General features: G+C 53.4%; 23 protein-coding genes. 20 read left to right on the top strand and 3 right to left on the bottom strand.

Annotation, left to right across the window (positions count from 1 at the left end):
• Positions 1–53: 53 nt before the first annotated feature.
• Positions 54–860 (bottom strand): cytidylate kinase family protein, encoded by an 807-nt coding sequence (locus tag ICT70_RS12170; RefSeq protein WP_191157040.1) that lies wholly within the window; start codon positions 858–860, stop codon positions 54–56.
• Positions 861–1,132: 272 nt separating this feature from the next.
• Here ICT70_RS12170 and ICT70_RS12165 point away from each other — a divergent pair, with 272 nt between their 5' ends.
• Together ICT70_RS12165 and ICT70_RS12160 are read left to right on the top strand one after the other, a co-directional pair.
• The gene (locus ICT70_RS12165) at positions 1,133–2,311 is read left to right on the top strand and encodes a class I SAM-dependent methyltransferase (RefSeq protein WP_191157038.1); all 1,179 of its coding nucleotides are present in this window, start codon (positions 1,133–1,135) and stop codon (positions 2,309–2,311) included.
• A gap of 67 nt (positions 2,312–2,378) precedes the next feature.
• A complete protein-coding gene (locus tag ICT70_RS12160) occupies positions 2,379–2,603 on the top strand; it encodes a NifU family protein (RefSeq protein WP_191157036.1) in 225 nt (74 codons plus the stop codon).
• Between the two features lie 113 nt (positions 2,604–2,716).
• Here ICT70_RS12160 and ICT70_RS12155 read toward each other — a convergent pair whose 3' ends face one another.
• A complete protein-coding gene (locus ICT70_RS12155; protein WP_191157034.1) occupies positions 2,717–3,907 on the bottom strand; it encodes a DUF362 domain-containing protein in 1,191 nt (396 codons plus the stop codon).
• 9 nt (positions 3,908–3,916) lie between these two features.
• Positions 3,917–4,759, bottom strand: coding sequence for an esterase/lipase family protein (locus tag ICT70_RS12150; RefSeq protein WP_191157032.1), 843 nt, complete (start codon positions 4,757–4,759; stop codon positions 3,917–3,919).
• Between the two features lie 169 nt (positions 4,760–4,928).
• Here ICT70_RS12150 and xerC point away from each other — a divergent pair, with 169 nt between their 5' ends.
• The 18 genes from xerC to ICT70_RS12060 all read left to right on the top strand — a co-directional run bounded on the left by xerC (position 4,929) and on the right by ICT70_RS12060 (position 22,713).
• Positions 4,929–5,822 carry a tyrosine recombinase XerC gene (gene xerC, locus ICT70_RS12145; protein WP_191157030.1) on the top strand — a complete coding sequence of 298 codons (894 nt, stop codon included), beginning with the start codon at positions 4,929–4,931 and terminating at the stop codon, positions 5,820–5,822.
• Between the two features lie 106 nt (positions 5,823–5,928).
• Positions 5,929–6,531, top strand: coding sequence for a redoxin domain-containing protein (locus ICT70_RS12140; RefSeq protein ID WP_191157028.1), 603 nt, complete (start codon positions 5,929–5,931; stop codon positions 6,529–6,531).
• Between the two features lie 207 nt (positions 6,532–6,738).
• The gene (gene pilM / locus ICT70_RS12135) at positions 6,739–7,671 is read left to right on the top strand and encodes a type IV pilus biogenesis protein PilM (RefSeq protein WP_191157026.1); all 933 of its coding nucleotides are present in this window, start codon (positions 6,739–6,741) and stop codon (positions 7,669–7,671) included.
• The gene (locus ICT70_RS12130; RefSeq protein WP_191157024.1) at positions 7,668–8,276 is read left to right on the top strand and encodes a PilN domain-containing protein; all 609 of its coding nucleotides are present in this window, start codon (positions 7,668–7,670) and stop codon (positions 8,274–8,276) included. Before pilM ends, ICT70_RS12130 begins: the two co-directional genes overlap by 4 nt.
• A complete protein-coding gene (gspM, locus tag ICT70_RS12125) occupies positions 8,276–8,926 on the top strand; it encodes a type II secretion system protein GspM (protein ID WP_191157022.1) in 651 nt (216 codons plus the stop codon). Before ICT70_RS12130 ends, gspM begins: the two co-directional genes overlap by 1 nt.
• Before the next feature lies 1 nt (position 8,927).
• Positions 8,928–9,296 (top strand): hypothetical protein, encoded by a 369-nt coding sequence (locus tag ICT70_RS12120; protein WP_191157020.1) that lies wholly within the window; start codon positions 8,928–8,930, stop codon positions 9,294–9,296.
• A gap of 22 nt (positions 9,297–9,318) precedes the next feature.
• Positions 9,319–11,010, top strand: coding sequence for a pilus (MSHA type) biogenesis protein MshL (gene mshL, locus ICT70_RS12115; RefSeq protein ID WP_337906857.1), 1,692 nt, complete (start codon positions 9,319–9,321; stop codon positions 11,008–11,010).
• 56 nt (positions 11,011–11,066) lie between these two features.
• Positions 11,067–11,975 (top strand): ExeA family protein, encoded by a 909-nt coding sequence (locus ICT70_RS12110; protein ID WP_191157018.1) that lies wholly within the window; start codon positions 11,067–11,069, stop codon positions 11,973–11,975.
• Positions 11,972–13,327 (top strand): tetratricopeptide repeat protein, encoded by a 1,356-nt coding sequence (locus ICT70_RS12105; RefSeq protein WP_191157016.1) that lies wholly within the window; start codon positions 11,972–11,974, stop codon positions 13,325–13,327. The genes ICT70_RS12110 and ICT70_RS12105 overlap by 4 nt, the downstream gene beginning before the upstream one ends.
• A 20-nt stretch (positions 13,328–13,347) precedes the next feature.
• Positions 13,348–15,159, top strand: coding sequence for a GspE/PulE family protein (locus ICT70_RS12100; protein ID WP_191157118.1), 1,812 nt, complete (start codon positions 13,348–13,350; stop codon positions 15,157–15,159).
• Positions 15,159–16,382: a type II secretion system F family protein gene (locus ICT70_RS12095; protein WP_191157014.1), complete on the top strand. Its 1,224-nt coding sequence runs from the start codon at positions 15,159–15,161 to the stop codon at positions 16,380–16,382. Before ICT70_RS12100 ends, ICT70_RS12095 begins: the two co-directional genes overlap by 1 nt.
• A gap of 318 nt (positions 16,383–16,700) precedes the next feature.
• Entirely contained in the window at positions 16,701–17,249 is a 549-nt protein-coding gene (locus ICT70_RS12090) for a prepilin-type N-terminal cleavage/methylation domain-containing protein (protein ID WP_191157011.1), read from the top strand.
• 68 nt (positions 17,250–17,317) lie between these two features.
• A complete protein-coding gene (locus ICT70_RS15130) occupies positions 17,318–17,764 on the top strand; it encodes a type II secretion system protein (RefSeq protein ID WP_191157010.1) in 447 nt (148 codons plus the stop codon).
• 107 nt (positions 17,765–17,871) lie between these two features.
• The gene (locus ICT70_RS12080; RefSeq protein WP_191157116.1) at positions 17,872–18,321 is read left to right on the top strand and encodes a GspH/FimT family pseudopilin; all 450 of its coding nucleotides are present in this window, start codon (positions 17,872–17,874) and stop codon (positions 18,319–18,321) included.
• Complete coding sequence (locus ICT70_RS12075; protein ID WP_191157008.1) at positions 18,318–18,803, top strand: type IV pilus modification PilV family protein; 486 nt, start codon at positions 18,318–18,320, stop codon at positions 18,801–18,803. The genes ICT70_RS12080 and ICT70_RS12075 overlap by 4 nt, the downstream gene beginning before the upstream one ends.
• Before the next feature lie 58 nt (positions 18,804–18,861).
• Positions 18,862–19,641, top strand: coding sequence for a prepilin-type N-terminal cleavage/methylation domain-containing protein (locus tag ICT70_RS12070; protein ID WP_224747021.1), 780 nt, complete (start codon positions 18,862–18,864; stop codon positions 19,639–19,641).
• Complete coding sequence (locus ICT70_RS12065; RefSeq protein WP_191157004.1) at positions 19,638–20,036, top strand: pilus assembly protein MshP; 399 nt, start codon at positions 19,638–19,640, stop codon at positions 20,034–20,036. Before ICT70_RS12070 ends, ICT70_RS12065 begins: the two co-directional genes overlap by 4 nt.
• A 37-nt stretch (positions 20,037–20,073) precedes the next feature.
• Positions 20,074–22,713 carry a DUF6701 domain-containing protein gene (locus ICT70_RS12060; protein ID WP_191157002.1) on the top strand — a complete coding sequence of 880 codons (2,640 nt, stop codon included), beginning with the start codon at positions 20,074–20,076 and terminating at the stop codon, positions 22,711–22,713.
• Positions 22,714–22,884 lie beyond the last annotated feature (171 nt).

Raw genomic sequence — 22,884 nt, 5'->3', positions numbered from 1 at the left:
GCCGGCGTTTGATCTGATAATAAATGTGGCACCCAAGCCAGTGGCACCGATGATCAGTAATGAACCACCTTTAATTTATCAGTAATACTTTTAACCCCTTCGACCTGTTGAGCATCTTCGAGGGCGGCCTGGCGTTCTGCATCACTGTGGATGTGGCCGGAAAGGATCACTTTGCCGTCGGTTACGTCGATATTGAACCAGATGTCGTCAATCCGCTCATCTGCCAGGCGGGCAATCTGAATTTTTTTCTGGATGATCAGGTCTTTGATTTTATTTTCGCACAGATGCTTCATTTCCAGCAGGTAAGGATCCTCAACCGCAGTTTTGATCAGCTTGACCGCACAATCGTTGGTCATACGTACGGTATTGATGACCAGATCGTAGTCGAGGGGATTTTCCCAATCCCGATCAAAGTAATACTTGATAAATCCGGCGCGCTGCTGGTCGCTTCTGCGCACCAGATAGCGGGCGAGATCCGGGTCAATCCACTCCCGTTCGGCCCAGCGCCCAACCCGCTCCTCGAAAGGAGCAATAACGCGAACCCGCAGGACACTTTGAATGCCCGGGAGCAGATCCTGCCCGCCGCGCCCGTAAATAATGACATTGCCCTGCAGGGCCCGTTCGAGCACAAAGAGCTGGATGCGGTGAACACTCAGATCGATTTGACGATCGAGGGCGTCGACGAATGCCGGTGGCTTCTCATCGGCCTGTTGCAGGGCTGCATCGGTGAGGTCATAGGCTGAAGCGGCTTCTTTAAGCGCGTCACCATCGACCAGCTCGTAACCGATTTCTTCAGCCAGTTGCTGAGCGATCGGAATTCCTCCGCTGCCCATTTCTCTGGAAAAGGTAATGATTGCCATTTGTTCAATTTCTCCGTCATTGGTCAAATCTGTCGTTGCCGGGGCCTGTTTTGTTCAACAGCTTGTCAGGGGCCCAATATTCGCATGAATTTTCTCATAATTCAATAGCCGTGATCGAGTTGCAGAGGCTTAAGTCACCTCACCGTTGGGCAACAGGATGGTAGCAGCCATTTGACATGCCTGCAGTCCCATGGTGACTTTAAGGGTTGTAATTCGCCAGGGGGGATGGAATAATCCGCGTCTTGAATATCAATAGGGCATGGATATCAATCATGACAGTCACATCCGTTGAAGAAAAGCCGGAATTTATCAGCTGGTTGCAGCGGCAGATCGAAGTGTCGCAGGGGATAACCTTTGCGCGTTTTATGGAACTGGCACTCTACCATCCTGACTATGGTTACTATACCTCAGCGCGTACCCGCATCGGTAAAGAGGGTGACTTTTTCACCTCTTCCAGCGTGCATTCCTGTTTCGGCCATCTGATTGCACGTCAGCTGGAGCAGATGTGGCAACTGCTCGGCCGCGGTGATTTTGTGGTCGCTGAACAGGGCGCCGGTGAGGGGCACCTGGCAGTTGATGTGCTCGATGCCATCAAGGAAGATTTTCCCGCCTGTTATCAATCCTTAACCTATCGCATTGTCGAGATCAGTCCCGATGCCCGTCAGCGTCAGCAGGAAGCCTTACACCAGCATGTTGCCGCCGGCCGGGTTGGCTGGTGTGCCCTTGACGATCTGGCGGGAATGCGCGGCTGCTTTTTGAGTAATGAGCTGGTTGATGCTTTTCCTGTCCATCTGGTTCAGACGATAAAGGGTAAGCTGCAGGAAGTTTATGTGGTCAGTCGGCAAAATGGATTCGCAGAAGAGTTGCGTGCACCGTCAACGCCACAACTGGTCGATTATTTTGAACAGATCGGCATTGCCCCGGCGGAAGGTAATCGCTGCGAGGTCAATCTGGCGGCGCGTGACTGGATGACACAGGTCGCAGGCGTTCTTGCCGAAGGATTTGTTCTGACCATCGACTACGGCTACCTGGCCAAGGACCTTTATGCCCCGGAGCGGCACGGCGGTACCTTGCTCTGTTATCACAAGCATCAGACCAACGAAGACCCTTATCGGCATATCGGCTGTCAGGACATGACCGCCCACGTCGATTTTACTGCCCTGCAGCAGGTCGGGAAAGAAAATGGACTTGAACCCCTTTATTTCGGTCATCAATACCAATTTCTGATGGGTTTAGGTTTCATAGAACTGTTGATGCAGATGCAGAGCCGTGAAACCGATCCACGCAAAGCGCAAGCGCTGCGCATGAGCATGAAACGCCTGATCCTCCCGGAGGCCGGGATGGGGGAGAGTTTCAAGGTGTTGATTCAGGGTAAAAATGTCGGGCAACCTGAGCTGCTGTGTGGTCGACGGATACAGGATATCCCGTTACCGGCAACCGGTTTGATCTGATCCTTGCGCCGGCAAATTGAACGCGCCTATAATGGGCTATACAACAACCAAGGGAGGATATAAGCAGATGAAACAACGTGTACAGGATGTATTGGATATGATTCGCCCGGCACTCCAGGCTGATGGTGGTGATGTCGAGCTGGTAGATGTTTCGGACGAAGGCGTTGTCAGTGTCAAGCTGACCGGTGCCTGTGGTTCCTGCCCCATGTCAACCATGACCCTGAAAATGGGGATTGAGAAAAATCTGATGGCGCAGATTCCGGAAGTTAAAGAGGTTGTCCAGGTCCGCTAATTAATTCCGGACAGCATCCTCATAACAACAAAAGGCCTGTGCTTTGCGCGCGGGCCTTTTGTCGTTAAAGCTAGAATCTGTGAATTCAGAATTCAGAATATGGGAACCAGAAATCACCGCAGCATGCTCGACAGTCGCAACATCAGCCCCTGGTGGGTTGTCAGGGCGGCATGAGGGCACAACTCCTGGCAGCAGAAGCAGCGGATACACAGATTGTAATCAATGCCAAGGCGGAAATCCTCTATCGCCATGGCCTGCGGTGGACAATGTGTAACGCAGGCATGGCAACGGACGCAGCGTTGATGATCAACCTGGGGATGTGCGGTCAGCAGATGTTTCAGCCGCCGACCGAAATAGCCGGGGATGCCGAAGTTGACATCGGTCATTTTGGCGGCACGAAAGTGATCAATCTGCAGTTCAATCAAAGGCGTGCCGACCAACTCCAGTTCTGCCAGGCGGGCCAATGGGCGGCCGCTGACCAGCGCCTGTTGTTGAGTGAAGACCTGCTCCGCGGACATCTTGACCAGGGCGGTCGCAACTGTATCAACCGCCTGCGCTGAGGTGCCGGCAAGGAGCGCGCCGATCTTTACCGGATCACCGCTGCCCGGACCCTCCCCCTCCATCCCGATGACTGCGTCGACAATGTTCAGGGTGGGAGGCAGGGCTTCACAGATTTCCAGCAGCATGCGGGCAAACAGCTTTTTATCCGCCCCGGCCTGCAGGTGCATGCCCGGCTTGCGCATTCCGATCAGGGCGCCAAACATGTTTTTAACAGCGCAGGTCAGGCCCATCATCTGATGGGTTTTGAGCTTCGGTAGGTTGATGATGACATCGGCATCAAGGATGTCCTTTGCCACGTCAAGCTGATGAAGGGTTGTTCCCTTCGGGTGGATGATAACGGATTGGGAAAAAGGGGCAAAAGCTGCTCCGGTTTCTTCAATCACCTCAAAAATTCCGGTTTTGCGGGCTACCACCGCAGGACTGCCAATTCCCGGGGAATCTCCCACCGAGATTCTGCCGCCGGCAGCCATGGCTTGTCTGATGATCGCGCGGACAATTTGCGGATGGGTCGTTACCGCTTTTGTCGGATCTTTTCCTGACAGCATGTTGGGCTTGATCAGCACCTTCTGCCCGGGCTTGACGAAGTTGTTCATGCCACCTAAGGGAGCGAGCAATGTCCGTAGCGCCTGATCGACGGTGACGGAGTCGTAGTTGTCAAGGGCCGTCAGGCTGACCCGATGTGGTGGCGGGTTGGATGTTCTCCTCGCACATTGATGGTGGACAGGTGCGGTAGTAAGCGGCATGACTTCCATTTATGCCGCAGGCTTTGCCGTGAGAGCGGCAGCAGTCGCGTCAATGGCGGTCGCACGATAGAGCAGAGACGTGTGCCCCATATCATCGAGTTCGACCTGAGTTCCCCAGGCCAACTGGGCCGAGGTGTTAGGCAGAACCATGTTGTCCTTGCGGGTGTAGATATTGACTGTTAGCACCCCGGCAGGTTCAGGTTCGCTGTTAAGGCGCCTGAGGAAGTCAGATCCGGGCATCAACAGCTTTCCCAGGGGCATAAAGGAAAAGGGGGTGAGCTTTGAGCCCTGATGAGGGGTGCCGAGAAAGATCAGGCGATCAACCTTGTCCTGCCCGCCGCGGCGCTGGACAAAGTTGCGAGCGATGATCCCACCCATGGAATGGCCCACCAGGTTGACTTTGTTAACTCCCAGCCGATGGCGCAGTTCATCAATCTTTTTAGACAACAGTTCGGTTAGAACCTCTTCACTGTGGAAGCCTGACAGGTTGATGGTAACAATATTTTCGCAGCCATGACGTTTTAACCGGGATCCGAACCAGAACCAGCAGGCCCGGTTGACAAAGAGGCCATGCAGCAGAAGGGTCGGGGTCACTCCGCGTTTAAGCTGAGGACGACCCGCAGGGAAAAGGCCAAAAGGAACAGTGAGCAAGGTGGTGAAATTGAAAAAAAACTCCGGCAGGAGCAGGGGTATAATGCGGCGCAGATTGGCACGGCTGCAGCGATGTTTTACCAACTCCGGGTGGGCATTGGCGTATTCGTACCAGAGGATACTGAAACTCAACAGCACAACCAGAAGGTCAAAAATCAGCAGCAGAGTTAGCAGCAGAATCAACACATATAACAGGCTCATGGTCAGGCTCATGGGGTGACCTTTTGTGGTGGTGGTGAGCTGAAATTTCCGGGCCGGGCTGGGAGATCGAAAAACCTCGACGGCAACCATTGTAACGGCTTAAGATGGTGGGAGTATGCCACGCGTCAGGGCAATCGTCAATCAGCCCTCTGCATGAAAAGGTACATCAATGGATCATTTTCTGCCCCTGTTTCAACGGCATCTGGAGGTCGAGCGAAACCTCTCACCTCATACGATCAAAGCCTACCTGCGCGATTTACGGCAGTTTTGTGTGTTTATTGAAGCGGTCCATGGGGCGCCGGTCAATCTCGACAGCCTTGCCCGCGTTGATGTGCTGGTGCTGCGCCGTTTTCTGGCAAACCTGCAGAAAAGCTGTCAGCGTTCCAGCATCGTGCGTAAACTCTCCTCACTCAAAACCTTTTATCGTTATCTCGAGCGTCAGGGGGTGATCGACTCTTCTCCCATCGCTGCGGTCATGGCACCCCGGCGGCAGAGCTATCTTCCCCGGGTCCTCAGCGCCGAGCAGACCGGTGCTCTACTCGATACACCGGTCAATACGTACCCGCAATTGATCCGCGATCTGGCTATCTGTGAACTCCTGTATTCCTGTGGCTTGCGGGTGAGTGAATTAGCCGGCCTGGATCTTGATTCCATCGATCTGGAACAACGACAGGTGCGGGTGGTGGGGAAAGGGAACAAGGAACGGATTCTGCCGGTGGGGCGGACTGCCTGCCATGCTCTTCAGCTTTATCTGGAGCAGCGCTCGTCGGGCAATGAAAAAGGGCTGTTTCTCAACTATCGTGGCGGTCGTCTCACCCCCCGCAGTATTCAGCGCCTGCTCAAGCGCCGTTTGTTGCAGTTGAACCTGCCAACCGATGTCACCCCCCATGCGCTACGCCATTCCTTCGCCACCCATCTGCTGGATGCCGGTGCCGATTTGCGGGTGATTCAGGAGTTGCTGGGGCATGCCTCCCTGTCGACCACCCAGCGCTATACCAGTGTCAGCTTTGCTCATCTGACCAGTGTCTATGACCGGGCTCATCCCCGCAGCCGAAAAAAATAACCAAATTCGTTATCTTTGTCCTTGACTCACAGATAATGATCATTAGAATAACGTCCAACATCTGTGGTTCACTATGTCTCATCAATAAAAACAAGGAGTTTTGTCAATGAGTGTACTTGTAGGAAAAAAAGCCCCGGACATTAAAGCCCCTGCCGTTATGGCTGATGGATCCATCAATGAGTCATTTTCCCTGTCGGATTATCACGGCAAATACGTTGTGTTGTTCTTCTACCCCCTCGATTTTACCTTTGTCTGCCCCACCGAGCTGATTGCCTTCAGTCATCGTATTGACGAGTTTGAAAAACGGGATGTTCAGGTGCTTGGTTGTTCCATCGATTCTCAGTTTACCCATCTGGCCTGGCGCAATACCCCCGTCGAAAACGGTGGTATCGGACCAGTGAAGTATCCGTTGATCGCTGATATCAAACATCAGATCTGTCGTGATTATGACGTTGAACTGGATCCTGCCGGTGTGGCACTGCGTGGTTCCTTTCTGATCGACCGCGAAGGAACTGTTCGCCATCAGGTAGTGAATGATCTCCCGCTCGGGCGTAATATTGATGAGATGCTGCGCATGGTTGACGCCTTGCAGTTCCATGAAAAGCATGGCGAAGTTTGCCCGGCCGGCTGGAAAAAAGGGGATCAGGGGATGGTTGCTGATGGTGAGGGGGTTGCCTCCTATCTGGCAGAGCAGGCAGCAAAGCTATAGTGTTTTTTTAATTTCGCTGTGTACAATAAAAAAAGGTGGCATTTGCCGCCTTTTTTTATTGATTATAAAGCTATAATAAGATTTAATTTGCCGTATTATTAATAATTACAAAAAATAACCTAGCTGTTCAGTGCCGGGTCGAGGGTCCTGTGGCAAGGACATAGCTGAATAGTTACAAAATAACAACAGGAGGATGGTCTGGGCTTAGTGTTCAAACGACGTCAAAAAGGGGGCGCAGCCGTTGGGATCTGCCTGGAGACGGATGCCTTTTCTGTTGCCGGGGTGTCCCGTGGGGCTGCTATCCCACCGCGTCTAACCTTCGCTGAACGGACGGCGGTTACTGACCCTCAGCAGCGCAAATCTGATCTTGAAGAGCTTCTGCGCCGTGGCAAGCTCCAGGGCCAACCATCTCATATGATTCTTCCCCTGAATACTTATCAGACCATACAGCTCGACTTGCCCGATGTCCCCCTGGAAGAAGCTCGTCAGGCAGTACGTTGGCAGATCGGCGAGCGCATTGATTATCCAGCCGACCAGGCGCAGATCGATCTTTACCAGATTGCCCCCTTTGCCGGTGAGCGGCGGGCACAGAGTTATGCGGTTGCGGCCCGGCGTCAGGAGTTGCGTGAGCAGGTTGACCTCATTGCTGCGGCCGGCCAGCGTCTGCAGACCATTGATATCCCCGAATTTGCCCTGCGTAATGTCTGTGAGCTCTTTGTGGAAGACCCACGTGGCGTAGCCTTATTGTTGCTGCTTGAACAGTCCGGACTTTTTGTTGTGGTACGGGACGGAGTTCTCTACTTGAGCAGGCAGTTGCCGATGGGAATGAACAGTCTGCTGGCTTATGATCCGGACGATTCAGCCATGATCAGCATGTTCGATACCATTGTCCTGGATATCCAGCGTTCCTTCGATTATTGCGAGAGTACCTTTCAACTGCCGACGGTGTCACGCTTGCTCGTTGCTCAGACCCAGCAGGAAATTCCTGCGCTGGTTCATTATCTGAGCGATTATCTGACGACCCGGGTTGAGCCATTACGGCTGGCTGACGTCATGGATGTTCCCGATCCAGCTGATCAACTGATGCTGAATCATCTGCTGCTGGCGATTGGTGGCGCCCTGCGCCAGGGAGATAAATGATGCGCCAACAGATCAATCTCTATCAGCAAGGGTTGATTGATCGCCCCGTCCCGCTCGCCGGCCGCCAGGCCGGACTGCTGCTTCTGCTGAGCCTGTTGTTGACCCTTGCTCTTGGCGGCTATGGTTATTGGCGCGGGGTGGCGCTGGAACCAGAGCGCACCGCATTGGCGAAGCACCAGGAACAGATGCGGGTCCGCATTGCCGAGCTTGAGCAGCAATTCCCGGTTCGACAGTCCTCCCCTTTGTTACAGCAGCGGGTCGCGCGCCTGGAGCAGGAGGTGAAGGGGCTGGAACAGACCCTCGATTATGTATTACAGCGCGAAAATGGGCGCAATCCGGAAATGCTGGCCGCGCTGGAAGGCCTGGCCCAGCGTCAACATAGCGGACTCTGGCTCAACCAGATTCGTCTTTCCCGTCAGGGCCAGGTGGTGGAATTGTCCGGTCGCGCCTTTACCCCGGAACGGGTGCCCGATTACCTGCAGTGGTTGAGCGACGAAGGCGTTTTTTCCGGTCTGACCTTTTCCCATTTGCGCCTGACGCGCCTGCAGGAATTTCCCGGTCATGTTGATTTTCATATTGGTTCCAGTGCGGCAGGAGCACGTTGATGGCCAGGCAGTGGACACTATTGGTTCAGTGGTTTGATCAGCGCGCTCTGCGCGAACGGGCAGTACTGCTGTTATGTGCGGTTGCGGTGATGGTGGCAGCGGTCTATCTGTTGGTGCTTGCACCGGCGACCCAAAAGAGAACCCTGGCCGGTCAGCAAATCGAGCGGATGACAGCCGAAATAGGTCAGCTGGAAATGACGGAAACCCTGATTATGGCACGTTCCCAGGTTGACCCTGATCAGGAACTGCGTGAACGGCATGATCACCTGGTAGAGCAACTGGCCGAACAACGCCGACAACTGCATCAGGGGGTGTCACATCTGGTCACACCGGCAGAAATGCCGGAATTGTTGAAACAGATGCTCACGCAGGGTGATCTTCATTTGATTTCTCTGGAAAACCTGCCGGCGGAACGGATCTCTTTCGGCAAAGATTCCAGTGACCAGACGTTGCGTCTTTATCGTCATTCGGTGCAGATGGAGTTGCGTGGAGATTATCTGGGCTTACTGGCTTATCTGCGTCAGCTCGACCAGTTGCCGCGTTTACTGGTATGGGAAGAGGTTGCTGTGGCAACCAAGGAATATCCGACGACAACGATTCGTCTACGCGTTTATACCCTGGGGTTGTCTGAGGAGTGGTTGGGTGGCTGACATGAATAAAAGTTTGATTCTGTTCCTGCTGATCGTTATTCCCGGCCCGGCCTGGGCCCAGTCGTCAGCACAGCTGGTCGACCCCTTGCGGCCATCTCACTATCAGCCGCAGCCACCAGCAGAAGTACAGCTGGATGCGCAACCGATCGAACGATTGCGCGATCAATTGCAACTAACCGTCATATTGACATCGGCCGAGCGTACCATGGCGGTGATCAATGGCAGACCGTTGCAGGTTGATCAGACCATCAGTGGCTTTCGTCTTGTCAGGATCGGGGTTGACTCCGTTGATCTGCGCAAGGGGGAGCAAACACTGACCCTGCATCGAACTATCAGTGGTGTTAAAAAGTCACCAGCCCAAAAGCAGTGACATGCCGTTATAAGGAGTTGTTGTGACCAAGTTGATGAGAAAAAGGATTCATCAAGGAACAATCAGTTGCCTGTGTGTATTGCTGGCAGTCGGGTGTGCCCCTTTGTCGCGCAGCAAGGTGCCGGCGACGGCTATTGAAGAAGCCCTGCGAGTACCTGCTGTCAGCGAATCGGTGCCGCTGCCGGTACCTCCAGCCGAAGTACGCTCAGCACTGATCCCTCCCCCGCCGGTACCGAGCCGTGCAGCTACTGTTGCAGACGTCGAACGTTTTGACATCAACGCCCATCAGGTTGAAGCCCGTGATTTTTTTATGGGACTGGTTGAGGGCAGCCGTACCAACATGGTTGTCCATCCTGAGGTCAAAGGGCAGATCAGTCTGAATCTGAAAAGCACCACCATCGACGAAGTAATGCGCGTTGTTTACAGTGTTTACGGTTACCCCTACAGCAAAAATGACACCATCTATCAGGTCATGCCGGTCGGCTTGCAAAGCCGGACGTTTCAGGTGAACTACCTCAACCTGATGCGTAGCGGTTCATCCCAGACCCGTATCAGCTCGGGTCAGGTGACACAAGGCGATTTAAGTGATGGTGGCCAGAGATCGAGTGAAGGCAGTCTCTCCGGTAGCCGTATCGACACCCAGTCTCTGACTGATTTCTGGACCGAACTGACCAGTGCGGTGCAGGGTTTGATCGGCAGTGACGATGGCCGCAAGGTGGTCGTTCAGCCACAGGCCGGTCTGGTTGTTGTTGTCGCTCTGCCGACAGAGTTGCGCCAGGTCGATGAATACCTGCAGACCGTCCAGCGTAACATGCAACGGCAGGTAGTGATTGAAGCCAAGATTATCGAGGTGACCCTGGGTGACGGTTTCCAGTCCGGTATCAACTGGGCAGCACTGGCAATTACCGATAGCGGCAAAGGCGCTTTTGGAAGCCAAACCGGCGGTGGATCCGTCTTTAACCAGAACAGTAGTAGCAGTGGGTCTCCCATTGTTCTGCAGCCTGATGGTTCTTTGCCGACTGAAATGGCGTCGCAGATGTTTGGTGGTGTTTTTGGCCTGGCGCTGAACTTTAATAATTTTCAGGGCTTTGTTGAGCTGCTCGAAACCCAAGGAGATGTTCAGGTTCTCTCCAGCCCGCGGATTTCGACGGTCAATAATCAGAAGGCGGTCATCAAGGTTGGTTCTGATGAATTTTTTGTCACCGATATCTCTAGCGATACCACTACCGGCACCACAACTAACAGTAGTACGGATATTACTCTGACTCCCTTCTTCTCCGGCATTGCCCTCGATGTTACACCGCAGATCGATGCACAAGGCGGGATCATCCTTCATATTCACCCAACAGTCAGTAAGGTTGTCGACCAGCAGAAGCAGATCAGCCTGTTCGGTGTAAACCAGTCCTTGCCCCTGGCGTTCAGTACCGTGCGAGAGTCGGACAGCATTGTCCGTGCAGATAGTGGGCAGCTAGTTGTCATCGGTGGACTAATGCAGGAAAAAACCATCGATGATCGCTCCGGGGTGCCACTATTGGGCCGTTTGCCCGGTATTGGTGGCCTGTTCCGTCACACGCGTATGTCTTCAAGCAAAAGTGAACTGGTCATTCTTCTGCGTCCCCAGGTGATTCGTACGGCTGCCGACTGGCAACGTGATATCGATTCCAGTCGTGAACGGGTTCAGCAGATGACACCGCAGATGCACCACGGCTGGTAGCATGTATCCTTTACCAAACAGGTAGTCATCAGACCGCAGGACAATAGGTTCAAATTATGTATGAATCCTTCTACGGTCTTCAGGAAAAACCTTTTTCCCTGACCCCCGATCCCGGATTTTTCTACCGTTATGCCGGCCATCAGGAAGCCCTTAATGTGCTGCTGATCGCCCTGCAGAACGGTGAAGGATTTATCCAGGTCACCGGTGAAGTAGGAACCGGCAAGACCCTGTTGTGCCGACGACTGTTGCAGTTACTTCAGGACACTTGCGCTACCGCCTATCTGCCCAACCCCCTTCTGTCACCAGCGGAGCTCTACCGTGCCATTGCTGAAGATCTCCAGCTTGAGCTGCCGTCGGCGACAACCCTGCAGCAACTGGTGCAGCTTATTTTCCGTGAGTTGGCGCGGCTGAAGCAGCAGCAACGACCACTGGTCATTCTGATCGATGAGGCCCAGGCCATGTCCCACCGCAGCCTGGAGGCCTTACGATTGCTCAGTAATCTCGAAACCGAAAAGGAAAAACTGCTGCATATTGTCCTGTTTGCCCAGCCCGAATTGAAAGATCGCCTCGCTGCCAATGAGCTGCGCCAGTTGCGCCAACGCATCACCTTTACCTGTGAACTTGCGCCTATGGGCGCCGCTGAAGTTGGAGCCTATATCCATCACCGCTTGACGGTGGCCGGGTTAAATGGTGAAAATTTTTTCACCCCCGCAGCGGTTAAGTGTCTTGCCCGGGCCAGCCGTGGCGTGCCGCGCCTGGTTAACCTGCTGGCCCACAAGGCGCTATTGGCAAGCTATGGCAAGGGGGCGAGAAGGGTCGCACGTTGTCATGCCCAAGCTGCGGTGCGCGACAGTGATGCAGCCCTGACCTTTCCTCGCCGCGTTGTCGCCCCCTATCTATTGGAATCCGGTTTGATCGTGCTGTTTGGTGTTGTTCTGCTGTTTGCCTGGAGTGTATTGCGATGAGCCTGATTAATGACATGCTGCGTGATCTCGAGCAGCGCCGCAAACAGGAACCGCAGCAGGGGGCGGCTGCCGCTCCAACCCCGGTCCATAGCAGACCGGGTAAACACCGGCTGATGCCGGTCCTCGGAGCGCTGGGGTTATTGCTGATGCTGTTGCTGGTGGCAGGCTGGTCTTATTATTTGCCCAGACCGGTAGCGCCTGATGTGAACCTTGCGGCTGCCGGTTTGCAAGAAGAGCTGAACCCGTCGCCCCTTGAGCCGGCAGCACTGGAAACGTCAATCCTGAAGAGTGACCCCGCACCGCTTATTCACCCACTACTAACCTCGGTAAATCTTGTTCAAGAAGACCAGCGTCTGCAGCTTGAGCTGACCTTTAATCCGTTGCCGGCGCACGCCGAAATCCGGGCGTTACCGCAGCAAGGACAGGTGCTGATCCGCTTGCCTGAAACCCAGCTGCAGTCGGGTCTGGTTGTTCCGCAGCCGCAGCATGACCTGATCCGTCATATCAGCCTGATGCCGACAGCTGCCGGCCTTGATGTGATTGTTGCCGTAGCAGCAGAGCAGCCGATCGCGACCTCACAGCGTCTGGACCCCCTTGCTTCGATGCTGTTTATCGGACTTGAATTGCCTGGCACAACACCTGCTGCAGTCGAGGCTGGAGCAGAGGTCATAATCCGCACCCCAGTAACTGTGAGTGCGCTGCCGGTTGCGTCGGTCGCAACACCGAATTCCACACCGGCGGTCTCACCGCTGGTTTCACCGGCTCCGATCCGTACTCAACCCCTGGCAGAAACCGACCAACAGCTTTATCAACGCGGACTGCAGCAGGTGCGTGAGGGTAATCTGGGCGCCGCTCGGGACAATTTAACCACTGCTCTGCACCTGAATCCTGAGCTTTTGGTGGCGCGCCTTGAGCTGATTGGCGTGTTGCAGCGACTGGCCGATGAACAGCAAGCCCTGCGGGTGATTGAGGAGGGATTGACATTCCATCCGGCCCAATCGGAGCTGCGCAAACTGATTGCCCATTACTTGCTCTCTTTGCAGCAGTACCAGCCGGCACTGACCCGGTTGGAGGCTGATCCGCTTCCGGCGCTGGCGGCGGATCCCGATTATCATGCCCTGCGTGCTGTGATTTATCAGGAGCTCGGCGAGTATTCCCGGTCTGCGCAACTCTATGCCCGGTTATTGGAACAGCGCCCCCGTGAATCCCTGTGGTGGCTGGGGCTGGCTATCGCTCTTGAACAACAGGGTTTGGCGACCGGCGCGCGTGATGCCTATCGCACCGCCCTGGATGTGAGTGGCTTGCGCCCCGATCTGGAAAAGTTTGTTCGTGAGAGGCTGCAGTATCTGTAGCATCATTACAGGAGTCAATGATGTCTAATGACAAACCCGCCGGAGGGCGGCAGAAAATACGGATTGGTGACCTGTTGGTCAAACACGGAGTGATTAGTGAAGAACAGCTGATGACGGCACTGACCCGGCAGAAAAAAACCGGAACCAAACTGGGGAACACCCTGGTGGAGATGGGCCTGGTCAGTGCCCAGCAATTCCATGAGTTCCTCGCTGATCAGCTCAACCTGCCTTTTATTGATCTGAAACACTACAGTTACGCTGCCGAAACCGTGCGCCTGTTGCCGGAAACCGCCGCCCGCCGTTTCCGCGCGATTGTCCTTAGTCGTGACGGTGAGCAGCTGCTGGTTGGTCTTGCCGATGCTACCGACTTGCACGCCTATGATGAGTTGAGCCGGATTCTGAAAAAACCGTTGCGCCTGGCGGTAGTGTATGAATCGGAGTTGCTGCGCATTCTCGACATTGTTTACCGGCGCACCCAGGAGATCGTCTCCCTGGCCGAAGAACTTGGCGAAGAGTTGTCCCAGGGCGACAGTAATCTGGAACAGCTGCTGACCACCGCCGACGTCGAGGACGCGCCGGTGGTACGTCTGTTGCGGTCTCTGTTTGAAGATGCTGTTCAGGTCGGCGCGTCCGATATCCATATTGAGCCGGATGAAAAGGTCTTGCGGATCCGGCAGCGGATTGATGGTGTGCTGCATGAGCAGGTGATGAAGGAAAAGCGCATCGGCACGGCTCTGGTGTCTCGCTTGAAGCTGGTTTGTGGTCTCGATATTTCTGAACGGCGGTTGCCGCAGGATGGGCGCTTTAACGTCAGGGTGAAGGGGCACAGCGTTGATATCCGCTTGTCTACGATGCCATTACAGTATGGCGAATCGGTGGTGATGCGTCTGCTGGATCAGTCCGGTGGCCTGCTCGACTTAAGTCACATCGGCATGAATGAAGATATCCTCCAGCGCTTTCGCGCCCAGCTCAGCCAGCCCCACGGGCTGGTGCTGGTCACCGGACCGACCGGCAGTGGTAAGACCACCACCCTCTACGGTGCGCTCAATCAGCTCAACACTTTTGAAAAGAAAATCATCACGGTTGAAGATCCGGTTGAATATCGTCTGCCGCGCATCAATCAGGTGCAGGTTCATCCAAAGATCGGCCTTGATTTCGCCCGGGTGCTGCGCGCCGGTCTGCGCCAGGATCCCGATGTTGTTATGGTCGGTGAGATGCGTGACAAGGAAACCGCCGACATCGCTCTGCGTGCCGCCATGACCGGCCACCTGGTGCTCTCGACCCTGCACACCAATGACTCGGTCAGCACCGCCCTGCGTTTGATCGAAATGGGCGCCGCCGGCTATGTGGTGGCCAGTTCCCTACGCTCAGTTCTGGCCCAGCGTCTGGTGCGCCGCATCTGCGACAGTTGTGTGACCAGTGATTCGCTGGAACCGGGTGAACGGGCCTGGCTCAAGGGCTATCGTGGTAAGGTCAAGCGGCCGGAAGGAACCTTGACCTTCAAAAAAGGGCAGGGGTGCCCCTCCTGTAACAACACCGGCTATAAAGGACGGATCGGCATTTTTGAACTGCTGGAAATTGACTTTGAGTTGGCCGATGCCCTGCGGCGTAATGACAGTTCCGCTTTTGCGCTGGCCGTGCGGCGCTTGCCCCACTTTGTCAGCCTCGGGGACAGTGCCCTCAAGCTGGCGCTGGAAGGGGTGACCACCATGGAAGAGGTGTTGCGGATTGCCGGTCAGGTGGCGGAGAACCCCCTGGCGGAACGGATCAGTGTTGATGCCACTGGGGCCGAGACGGAAACTAGTCAACAACCGGCTGAACAGGATCACTGATGCCACTGTATCGCTATAAGATCAGAGATGCTCAGGGCAATAACCATCAGGGGGAAAGTGAGGCCTCCTCTGCGGAAGGTCTGGCGTCCCTGTTCCAGGCCCAGCAGGCGATCCCCATCGATATCGTCGAAATCCCGGCCAAAACATCCCTCTCGCTGGAAAAGATCTTCAGGTTCCGTCTGGATGCCGGCGTCACCCTGGATGATCTGAATCTCTACTGTCGCCAAATGTATACCTTGATTAACGCCGGCGTGCCGTTGATCAAAGCCCTGCGGGGGTTGGTGGCTACCAGTCGTAATCCGTCGCTCGGCAAGGCCTTGAACCTGGTGGTGGAGGATCTTGAATCGGGGATGGAGCTGTCAGGCTGCTACAGTCGTCACCCCAAGGTATTTCCGCCGCTGTTGTGCCATATGGTGCAGGTCGGCGAGGTGACCGGCAAGCTGGATCAGGTGTTTGTCCAGCTGGCGGTGTATTTTGAGCGGGAAAAAGAAACCATCAATCGGGTCAAGTCGGCACTACGCTATCCGACATTTGTCATCGTCGCCATTCTGTTCGCGGTAATTTTTGTCAGTTTATTCGTCATCCCGGCGTTTGAAAAGGTCTTTGCCGGTGCCGGATCCAACCTGCCCCTGGCCACGCGGATCCTGATGGGGCTCTCAGCCTTTATGCAAAATTACTGGCATCTGTTGCTGGTAGCCCTCGTGCTTGTGGTTTTTGTTGTTCGGCGCGCCCTTAAAACCACCAAAGGGCGCTATCTGTGGGACCAATACAAACTGCGGTTGCCCCTGGTTGGCAGTATTATTTTGCGGGCCACCCTGGCGCGTTTTTCCCGCGGTTTTAACATGAGCTACACTGCCGGCGTTCCTCTCTCACAGGCTCTTGGCCTGACCGCCCGGGCGGTGAATAACACCTATGTGGGGGGAAAGATCGAAATGATCCGCAACGGGATCGAACGCGGAGAAACCCTGACCCGCAGCGCCACTAAAACCGGCATGTTCACCCCGCTGGTGCTGCAGATGCTGGCCGTTGGAGAAGAATCCGGTTCCGTTGATACCATGCTCGAAGATGTGGCGGAGTTTTACGAGCGCGAGGTCGATTACGATCTGAAGAACCTTTCCAGCGCCATCGAGCCGATCATGATCGTTATCATTGGTGTTATGGTGCTGGTGTTGGCGTTGGGGGTGTTTTTGCCGATGTGGAATCTGGCGAGCATCGCGCGATAGAGGGTTGGATTTGATACGATCCTTGCATCCTGGATCCTGACTACGCACAAAATGACATAGTGTCACCAAGGTAATATGAATCAGCCACCAAATCTCCAAGAACACCAAGAAAATCAGGGTGAGGCCTCTTGTTCAGTTAATCAAAATCTTATTTTTTGCCTCTCTTGGTGGTCTTGGAGCCTTGGTGGCTAAAAAACTAAAAAACGCACCTGCTTTGGGTGCTGGATAGGTAAATTTTTTAATATATGCAACCTAGATAAATAAAAAAATCTAATTGTTGTGCTTGACACATGAAGAAAAATGAGAGACATTACATAAGTGAAAATTAATTATGGGCCGATTATGCACAGCAAGCATCAGCGTGGCCTGACCCTGCTTGAACTGGCTGTGGTCGTTCTGGTGATCAGTGTAGTTGGTTTGGTTGCCCTGCATTATTATTACAAACTGATGGTGGATATTGAACGCACCACTATGGAGCGCGATGTCAGCGCCATGCGCACTGCCATCGGCCTGCAGATCGCCGCTCACTATGCCGGCGGCAGAATGGCGGAGCTTGAAGGATGGACCGGTGGTAACCCGATGGTCCTGCTGGTGGCACCGCCTGAAAACTATGGGGGCGTTGTTGAGCAGGTCGATTTAGAACTAAAGAAGGGACGCTGGTATTTCGATAAGAGCAGGGGTGTTCTGATCTATCTGGCGCGCAACCGGTTCTATTTCGAATCGGAACTGGATAGCCCGGCGCGAGCGGAATTCCGGCTGGAAGCCCTGTTCACGGAACGGCAGTCAGGAGAAACGGTTTATAAGCAAGTCAGCGGACTGGAATTAAAAACAATCCACCCCTATCGTTGGGTATCGCCCTGGGGGTGACGTATTTTGAAGATGGTGTAACAGGAATGTCACAATTAACTCAACAGGAAACAAAGGAGCGCAGCAGCATGAAAAATCAACAAGGTTTTACCCTGATTGAACTGGTCGTCGTTATCGTTATCCTCGGGATACTGGCGGCGGTGGCGGTGCCTAAGTTCGTGGATATGCAGGTTGATGCCAGAAAGGCGACAATAAATGGAATGTACGGCGCCGTTCAAAGTGCAGCTTCTTTGGCAAGAGCACAAGCTCTGGTAAAAGATCAAGCTGGAACAGTTGGAACAATTCAAATGGATGGGGGAAATGTTGGGCTGGTATTTGGCTACCCCTCCAGAGTTACAATAGAAGATGCTGTCAATGCTGAAGGTTTCTTCTTTGTTGCTGGTGCTGGTGCTACAGATCCTTCTTACTTTTATCTTGGGTCGGACGCGACAAGAACTAATTGCCGAGTTTCCTATGTAGAAGCCGCGAATGCAACTACACCACCCGACATTGACATTACTGATGCTTGTCTGTAGGCAGGTTTGATATGGGATGTAAGGGTAGATTTGTTTCAACTAAAACGGAGCCTTATGGCTCCGTTTTGCGTAGATAATCTTACGTTAAATAAATCAGGTCACAAGCTATGTCCATTTCCCCAAGAATAGCTTCGAAACGAGCTTTCACCCTGATCGAACTGGTGGTGGTCATGGTGATCCTCGGCATTCTGGCGGCGGTTGCTGTGCCGGTATTTTTTGATCTGGATACCTACAAAGAACGTGCGGCTTATGATGAGGTGGCGAGTGCTTTGCGCTACGCGCAGAAATTGGCGGTGGCGAGTGGCTGTGAGGTCCAGGTAGCGTTGGCGGCTGGTGGCTATGCGATAAAACAGCGGGCAGGCGACTGTCATACCGGAACCTTTACCGTCATCAGCGGCCACCCGGTGACTAGTGGCAGCTTTCCCGGTGTCACTATCAGTCCGACAGCCAGTATCATTTTTAACGCGATGGGGCGCAGTGATGCCGGTACGACGATCAACGTGGGCACTCATGCCATTACCATTGTCGCAGAAACCGGCTATGTGGATGCGCCATGAAAAATAACCAGCAAGGTCTGACCCTGATTGAGCTGATTGTGGTGATGATTGTCATCTCCGTGGCGCTGGTGGGTGTGATGTCGGTGATCAATTACACCACGCGCCATTCTGCTGATCCGGTGTTGCGCCATCAGGCGATTGCCATTGCCGAAGCCTACATGGAAGAGATTGCGTTGAAGGAGTTTCGTGACCCGGACACGGGTGATGTTTGTCCTGCGAAAGAAGCAAGCCGCGATCGCTATGACAATGTGTGCGATTACAATGGATTGGACGACGAAGGGGCCAGAAATCTCATCACACCGGATGAGCCAATTGAAGGGCTGGGTGGATACCATGTTTGGGTGACTATAAGCAAACAGCGGATAACCGCAGATGGGTTTGTTGCAGATAGTTCGTCAAATGATGCCCTGCGTATCGATGTTACTGTGAAAAACCCTGCAGGAGAAGAAATTACCTTGACCAGCTACCGGACGGATTATTGATAATCGTAGGGGCACGGCGTGCCGTGCCCTTGGTGCACAGGTATATATGGAATCGGGATTGAAAACGACAATAAAATCGGGCACGGCACGCCGTGCCCCTACGGGTTTCACCCTGATCGAACTGGTGGTGGTGATTGTTATCGTCGGTATTCTGTCAGCACTGGGGGGGCAGTTTATCGTTGCTCCGGTGAGGGGCTATGTCGATCTGTCACGCCGGGCAAAGCTGGTCGATCAGGCGGAAATGGCCCTGCGGCGCATGCAGCGTGATATCCGGCATGCCTTGCCCAACAGTATCCCTGCTGTTAATGATGCCCTATCTTTAACCATGGAAGTCTCAATTGATGGTGGGCGTTATCGAAGATATCCGGGCCCCGGTTTCAATGATACGCTTAAATTCAATACCACAGATGATAGTTTTGAAATGTTGGGTGCACCCAATAATGGTATACTGGAAAGGCTGGCCGCCGGAATTCCCCTGGATATGGTGGTGTACAATACGTCACCTGCGGACACGGGGAACCGGCAGGGCGTCGCCTCCATTGATCCGGTCGCACCGCACATCGTAACGCTTATGTCTCCCTGGCAGTTTCCTCAGCCCTCACCGCAACAGCGCTTTTACATTCTTGAACGAAATGATTCATCTGTTACTTATACCTGTGACGGAAGCACTCTGACTCGGAATGGAGATTTGGTTACCCGCAATGTCATTGATTGTAAATTCACCTACAACCCCGGCGCCACCCAACGCGCCGGTCTGGTGACCCTGAAACTGACCCTGGAAGAGGCAGAGGAAGAGATCACTTTGCTGCATCAGGTTCATGTGGTGAACGCGCCATGAATGGACTAGATCAAAAAGGCTTCACTCTGGTGCAGGCCGTCTTTATCCTCGTTGTTCTCGGACTGCTGGGGATGGTGATGGTGCGCCTGATCGGTGTGCAGACCTCGACCGGAGTCATGGCCCTGCAAGGGGCTAGAGCCTACCACGCTGCTCGCAGTGGCTTGGAATGGGGCGCGGCATGGGCTAGTGCCGGGAAGTCGTGTTCTGGGAATATGCAGATTGATGGTTTTGACGTTGAGGTTGCCTGCGAGGACCCTGACTCATTTAACGAAGCCGGGCTGGACTATGTTGTTTATAACATTAAAGCAACGGCAAAATACGGCACCTACGGTGATGTTAGTTTTGTATCAAGGAGTGTGGAGATGAAGGTTGGTTTCCTGAGACCATCCCCCTAAATTCAGGAGGCTACAAACTGTGGAAATGAGATCCTTAATGGAGAAAAAAAACAGAAGGCGTATGGGTTTTTGTTTGTTGATCGTGCTTTGTTTAGTCGTTATATCTTTCAATAATGACGTGATTGCGGCCCAATGTTCTCCTCACCTCGGCAATGCAACCATCAATGAAGTCCACAAAGGTCTCGGTTCAGGTCAAGGCCGATTTGTCGAAGTGAAGCTGCTTGCGAATATTCCTTCGAGCATTTATGGCAGTTGGTACCTCTCATTTTGTTACGGGGCTGCGCCCACTTGTGAAAGGATTCCGTTGTCCACTGCAAGTGCATCACTCCCTTATCTGGTGCTTGCCCAAAATTTAGAGCGAAGCTTTTATTATGATGAAAATCCAGCAATGGATATTGTTTTATTTGATGCTAGTGACCGAGCTATTGATTATTTATCTATTAATAACTATCGACGGCTCTCACCACCTTCTTGTAACGAATACAAGTATGCAACCACAATTCCTGTTATTATTCAAAACTCATTCGCTGTAGCCCGTATGCCTGATGGGATTGGTCCCTGGAACCAGGAACCTCCCGGTAACTCTGGTGATATAACCCCCGGTGCTTCGAATACCGGTGAAGAGGACCCCCCACCACCCTCCCTCCATCACATTCGCCTGCTCCACGATGGTCAGGGTCTGACCTGTTTGCCGGAGGGGGTGACGATACGGGCCTGTGAGGACGCAGATTGTACATCATTGTTTAGCGGTTCGGTGACCGTAAACTTATCGCCCTCGGGCTGGGTTGATGGCAACAGCCTGACCTTTAGCGGGGGCGAAACAACAGCATTTTTACGCCGAACAACACCGGACAGTGTAACCCTTGGTGCCGTCGTGACATCGTCTGCCGCGACAGGTTCTACCCGATGTTTTAACGGTAGCACCGAAAGCTGTGTCATGGTCTTTGCGGAGGCAGGCTTCGTGATGGAGGTTCCTGATCTGATCGCCAATAAGCCGGATGGTCCTGTTACGCTGCGTGCGGTCAAGTTGGGGGATGACGGTGTTTCCTGCGCTCCGGCCTTCACTGGTACCCGTACGGTACACTTCTGGTCAACCTACGAAAACCCCAATACCGGCACCATGGCAGTCAGTCTTGGTGATACCTCTATTGCGACCACTTCGTCAGGGACGTCTCTTGCTCTTTCTTTTGACAGCAATGCCCGCGCCAGTATTTCAACTATTCATTATGCCGATGCCGGTCAGATGCGACTCAATGCTCGCTTTGACGGCAGCGGTGATGAAGCTGGACTGGTTTTGGGAGGGAATGCACTGTTTGTTTCCCGCCCGGTCGGACTGGCTGTGCTGTCGACAGACACAAACGCCGAGTGCGTGAGCGGTGATCACATCTGTAGTGTGTTCCGCCGTGCTGGAGAAGAGTTTAATCTGACAGTGCGTGGCGTGGCCTGGACCCATGATGGCGATACCGACATCAACGATAACCCGATTACCCCTAACTATCGGCAAAATAATATATCAATCGGACATGAACTCATGGCTCCTGCCGGCGGTATCTTGGGTTCCATTGGTGTTACACAGGGAAATATCGGCGCTGGTGGAGAGGTTATTTTCCCTCAGAATGCTTCAGAAGTGGGGGTATTTCGCTTTGTTGCCATAGCGCCGGAAAACGGCTATTTTGGTTACACGGCGGGTGGCGGGATCAGTAACAATATCGGTCGTTTTATTCCGAATCACTTTGATATTGAGGATATTGTTCCGGGAACACTTAACAGCGCCTGCAATGCCTTTACTTATACTGAGCAGATGATAGAGGGATATGTTGTTGGTGCTGAACCCAAGTTTATCATCAGAGCGCTGAATTCCTTGGTTCCAGCTCAGACGACGCAAAACTACACGGGTGATTTCGCTAAACTTGAGGCCGCGGATATTGGTTTAGGTGGACCGCTTGGTGGGTCTGATGTTGATCAATTAGGGGTGGATGAAGTAAATAAAGTACAGGTAGATAACTGGTTAGATATCGGAACTCTTGTTGATAATAGTGATGGGACTCTCACTTATACCGCCTCATCTACCGATGAATACATGTACCTAAAAGACAACGCCCGCATTTCTCCATTTGATTCGCGAATTTTATTGCAATTGGACAGTATTGAAGACATCGATGGTGTTTCTGCCATCGGGCTGCCTCTGGATGTTGAAGTGGGCGGCACAGAAATCCGCTACGGTCGCGTTAGTCTTGAAAATGCCTATGGTTCTGAGTTGTTAGACCTAAATGTGCCAATGAAAACTGAATACTTTTATCAGGGATGGTTTCAGGCCAACACGGATGATGACTGTACAGAACTAAACCTCGCAGATCATTTGCAGCTGAACCTGGATATTGATGATGAAACTGGATGGCTTAATGGAACAAATAGCATTGCAGTTGGCAATGGTAGTACGTCAGCTACAATAGGGAACTCTCCTGTGGATAGTGGTGATGCAGGCTTAGTGTTCGCTTTTCCCGGAGCTGAAAATGATGGAAGTTTTTATGTGCGCACTAATGTCGATAGCGATTATCCCTGGCTGCTGTACGACTGGAATAATGACGGCAACCAAACAAACCCCACCGCCAAAGCCACCTTCGGCATCTTCAAAGGCAACCCTCGCCTGATCTATATGCGTGAATCGGTGTGGTGATTAATCTAACGAAGATCTCAGCGTTAAGATTAACCTGATTTCCACATCGGGTAGGAGGCAGGGTCGCCCCTGCCGTCCTCCCACACCACCGTACGTACGGTTCCGTATACGGCGGTTCACGAAGTGTGTTGAAAACGATGGAACTGCTCTATGTAACTGAACAGTCCCGCT

The sequence above is a fragment of the Pelovirga terrestris genome (assembly GCF_014773365.1).
Classification (GTDB): domain Bacteria; phylum Desulfobacterota; class Desulfuromonadia; order Desulfuromonadales; family Geopsychrobacteraceae; genus Pelovirga; species Pelovirga terrestris.
Note: the sequence above shows the minus strand (reverse complement) of the source record. Positions and strands in the feature narration are given on the sequence as shown.

Coding starts and splice junctions, on each gene's coding strand:
- ICT70_RS12095 (WP_191157014.1), top strand. CDS start 15,159: ATGCCACTGTATCGCTATAAGATCAGAGATGCTCAGGGCAATAACCAT.
- ICT70_RS15130 (WP_191157010.1), top strand. CDS start 17,318: ATGAAAAATCAACAAGGTTTTACCCTGATTGAACTGGTCGTCGTTATC.
- ICT70_RS12130 (WP_191157024.1), top strand. CDS start 7,668: ATGATGCGCCAACAGATCAATCTCTATCAGCAAGGGTTGATTGATCGC.
- ICT70_RS12150 (WP_191157032.1), bottom strand. CDS start 4,759: ATGAGCCTGTTATATGTGTTGATTCTGCTGCTAACTCTGCTGCTGATT.
- ICT70_RS12110 (WP_191157018.1), top strand. CDS start 11,067: ATGTATGAATCCTTCTACGGTCTTCAGGAAAAACCTTTTTCCCTGACC.
- ICT70_RS12065 (WP_191157004.1), top strand. CDS start 19,638: ATGAATGGACTAGATCAAAAAGGCTTCACTCTGGTGCAGGCCGTCTTT.
- ICT70_RS12160 (WP_191157036.1), top strand. CDS start 2,379: ATGAAACAACGTGTACAGGATGTATTGGATATGATTCGCCCGGCACTC.
- ICT70_RS12060 (WP_191157002.1), top strand. CDS start 20,074: ATGGAGAAAAAAAACAGAAGGCGTATGGGTTTTTGTTTGTTGATCGTG.
- ICT70_RS12075 (WP_191157008.1), top strand. CDS start 18,318: ATGAAAAATAACCAGCAAGGTCTGACCCTGATTGAGCTGATTGTGGTG.
- ICT70_RS12105 (WP_191157016.1), top strand. CDS start 11,972: ATGAGCCTGATTAATGACATGCTGCGTGATCTCGAGCAGCGCCGCAAA.
- ICT70_RS12140 (WP_191157028.1), top strand. CDS start 5,929: ATGAGTGTACTTGTAGGAAAAAAAGCCCCGGACATTAAAGCCCCTGCC.
- xerC (WP_191157030.1), top strand. CDS start 4,929: ATGGATCATTTTCTGCCCCTGTTTCAACGGCATCTGGAGGTCGAGCGA.
- ICT70_RS12080 (WP_191157116.1), top strand. CDS start 17,872: ATGTCCATTTCCCCAAGAATAGCTTCGAAACGAGCTTTCACCCTGATC.
- ICT70_RS12120 (WP_191157020.1), top strand. CDS start 8,928: ATGAATAAAAGTTTGATTCTGTTCCTGCTGATCGTTATTCCCGGCCCG.
- ICT70_RS12100 (WP_191157118.1), top strand. CDS start 13,348: ATGTCTAATGACAAACCCGCCGGAGGGCGGCAGAAAATACGGATTGGT.
- ICT70_RS12170 (WP_191157040.1), bottom strand. CDS start 860: ATGGCAATCATTACCTTTTCCAGAGAAATGGGCAGCGGAGGAATTCCG.
- ICT70_RS12165 (WP_191157038.1), top strand. CDS start 1,133: ATGACAGTCACATCCGTTGAAGAAAAGCCGGAATTTATCAGCTGGTTG.
- gspM (WP_191157022.1), top strand. CDS start 8,276: ATGGCCAGGCAGTGGACACTATTGGTTCAGTGGTTTGATCAGCGCGCT.
- ICT70_RS12155 (WP_191157034.1), bottom strand. CDS start 3,907: ATGCCGCTTACTACCGCACCTGTCCACCATCAATGTGCGAGGAGAACA.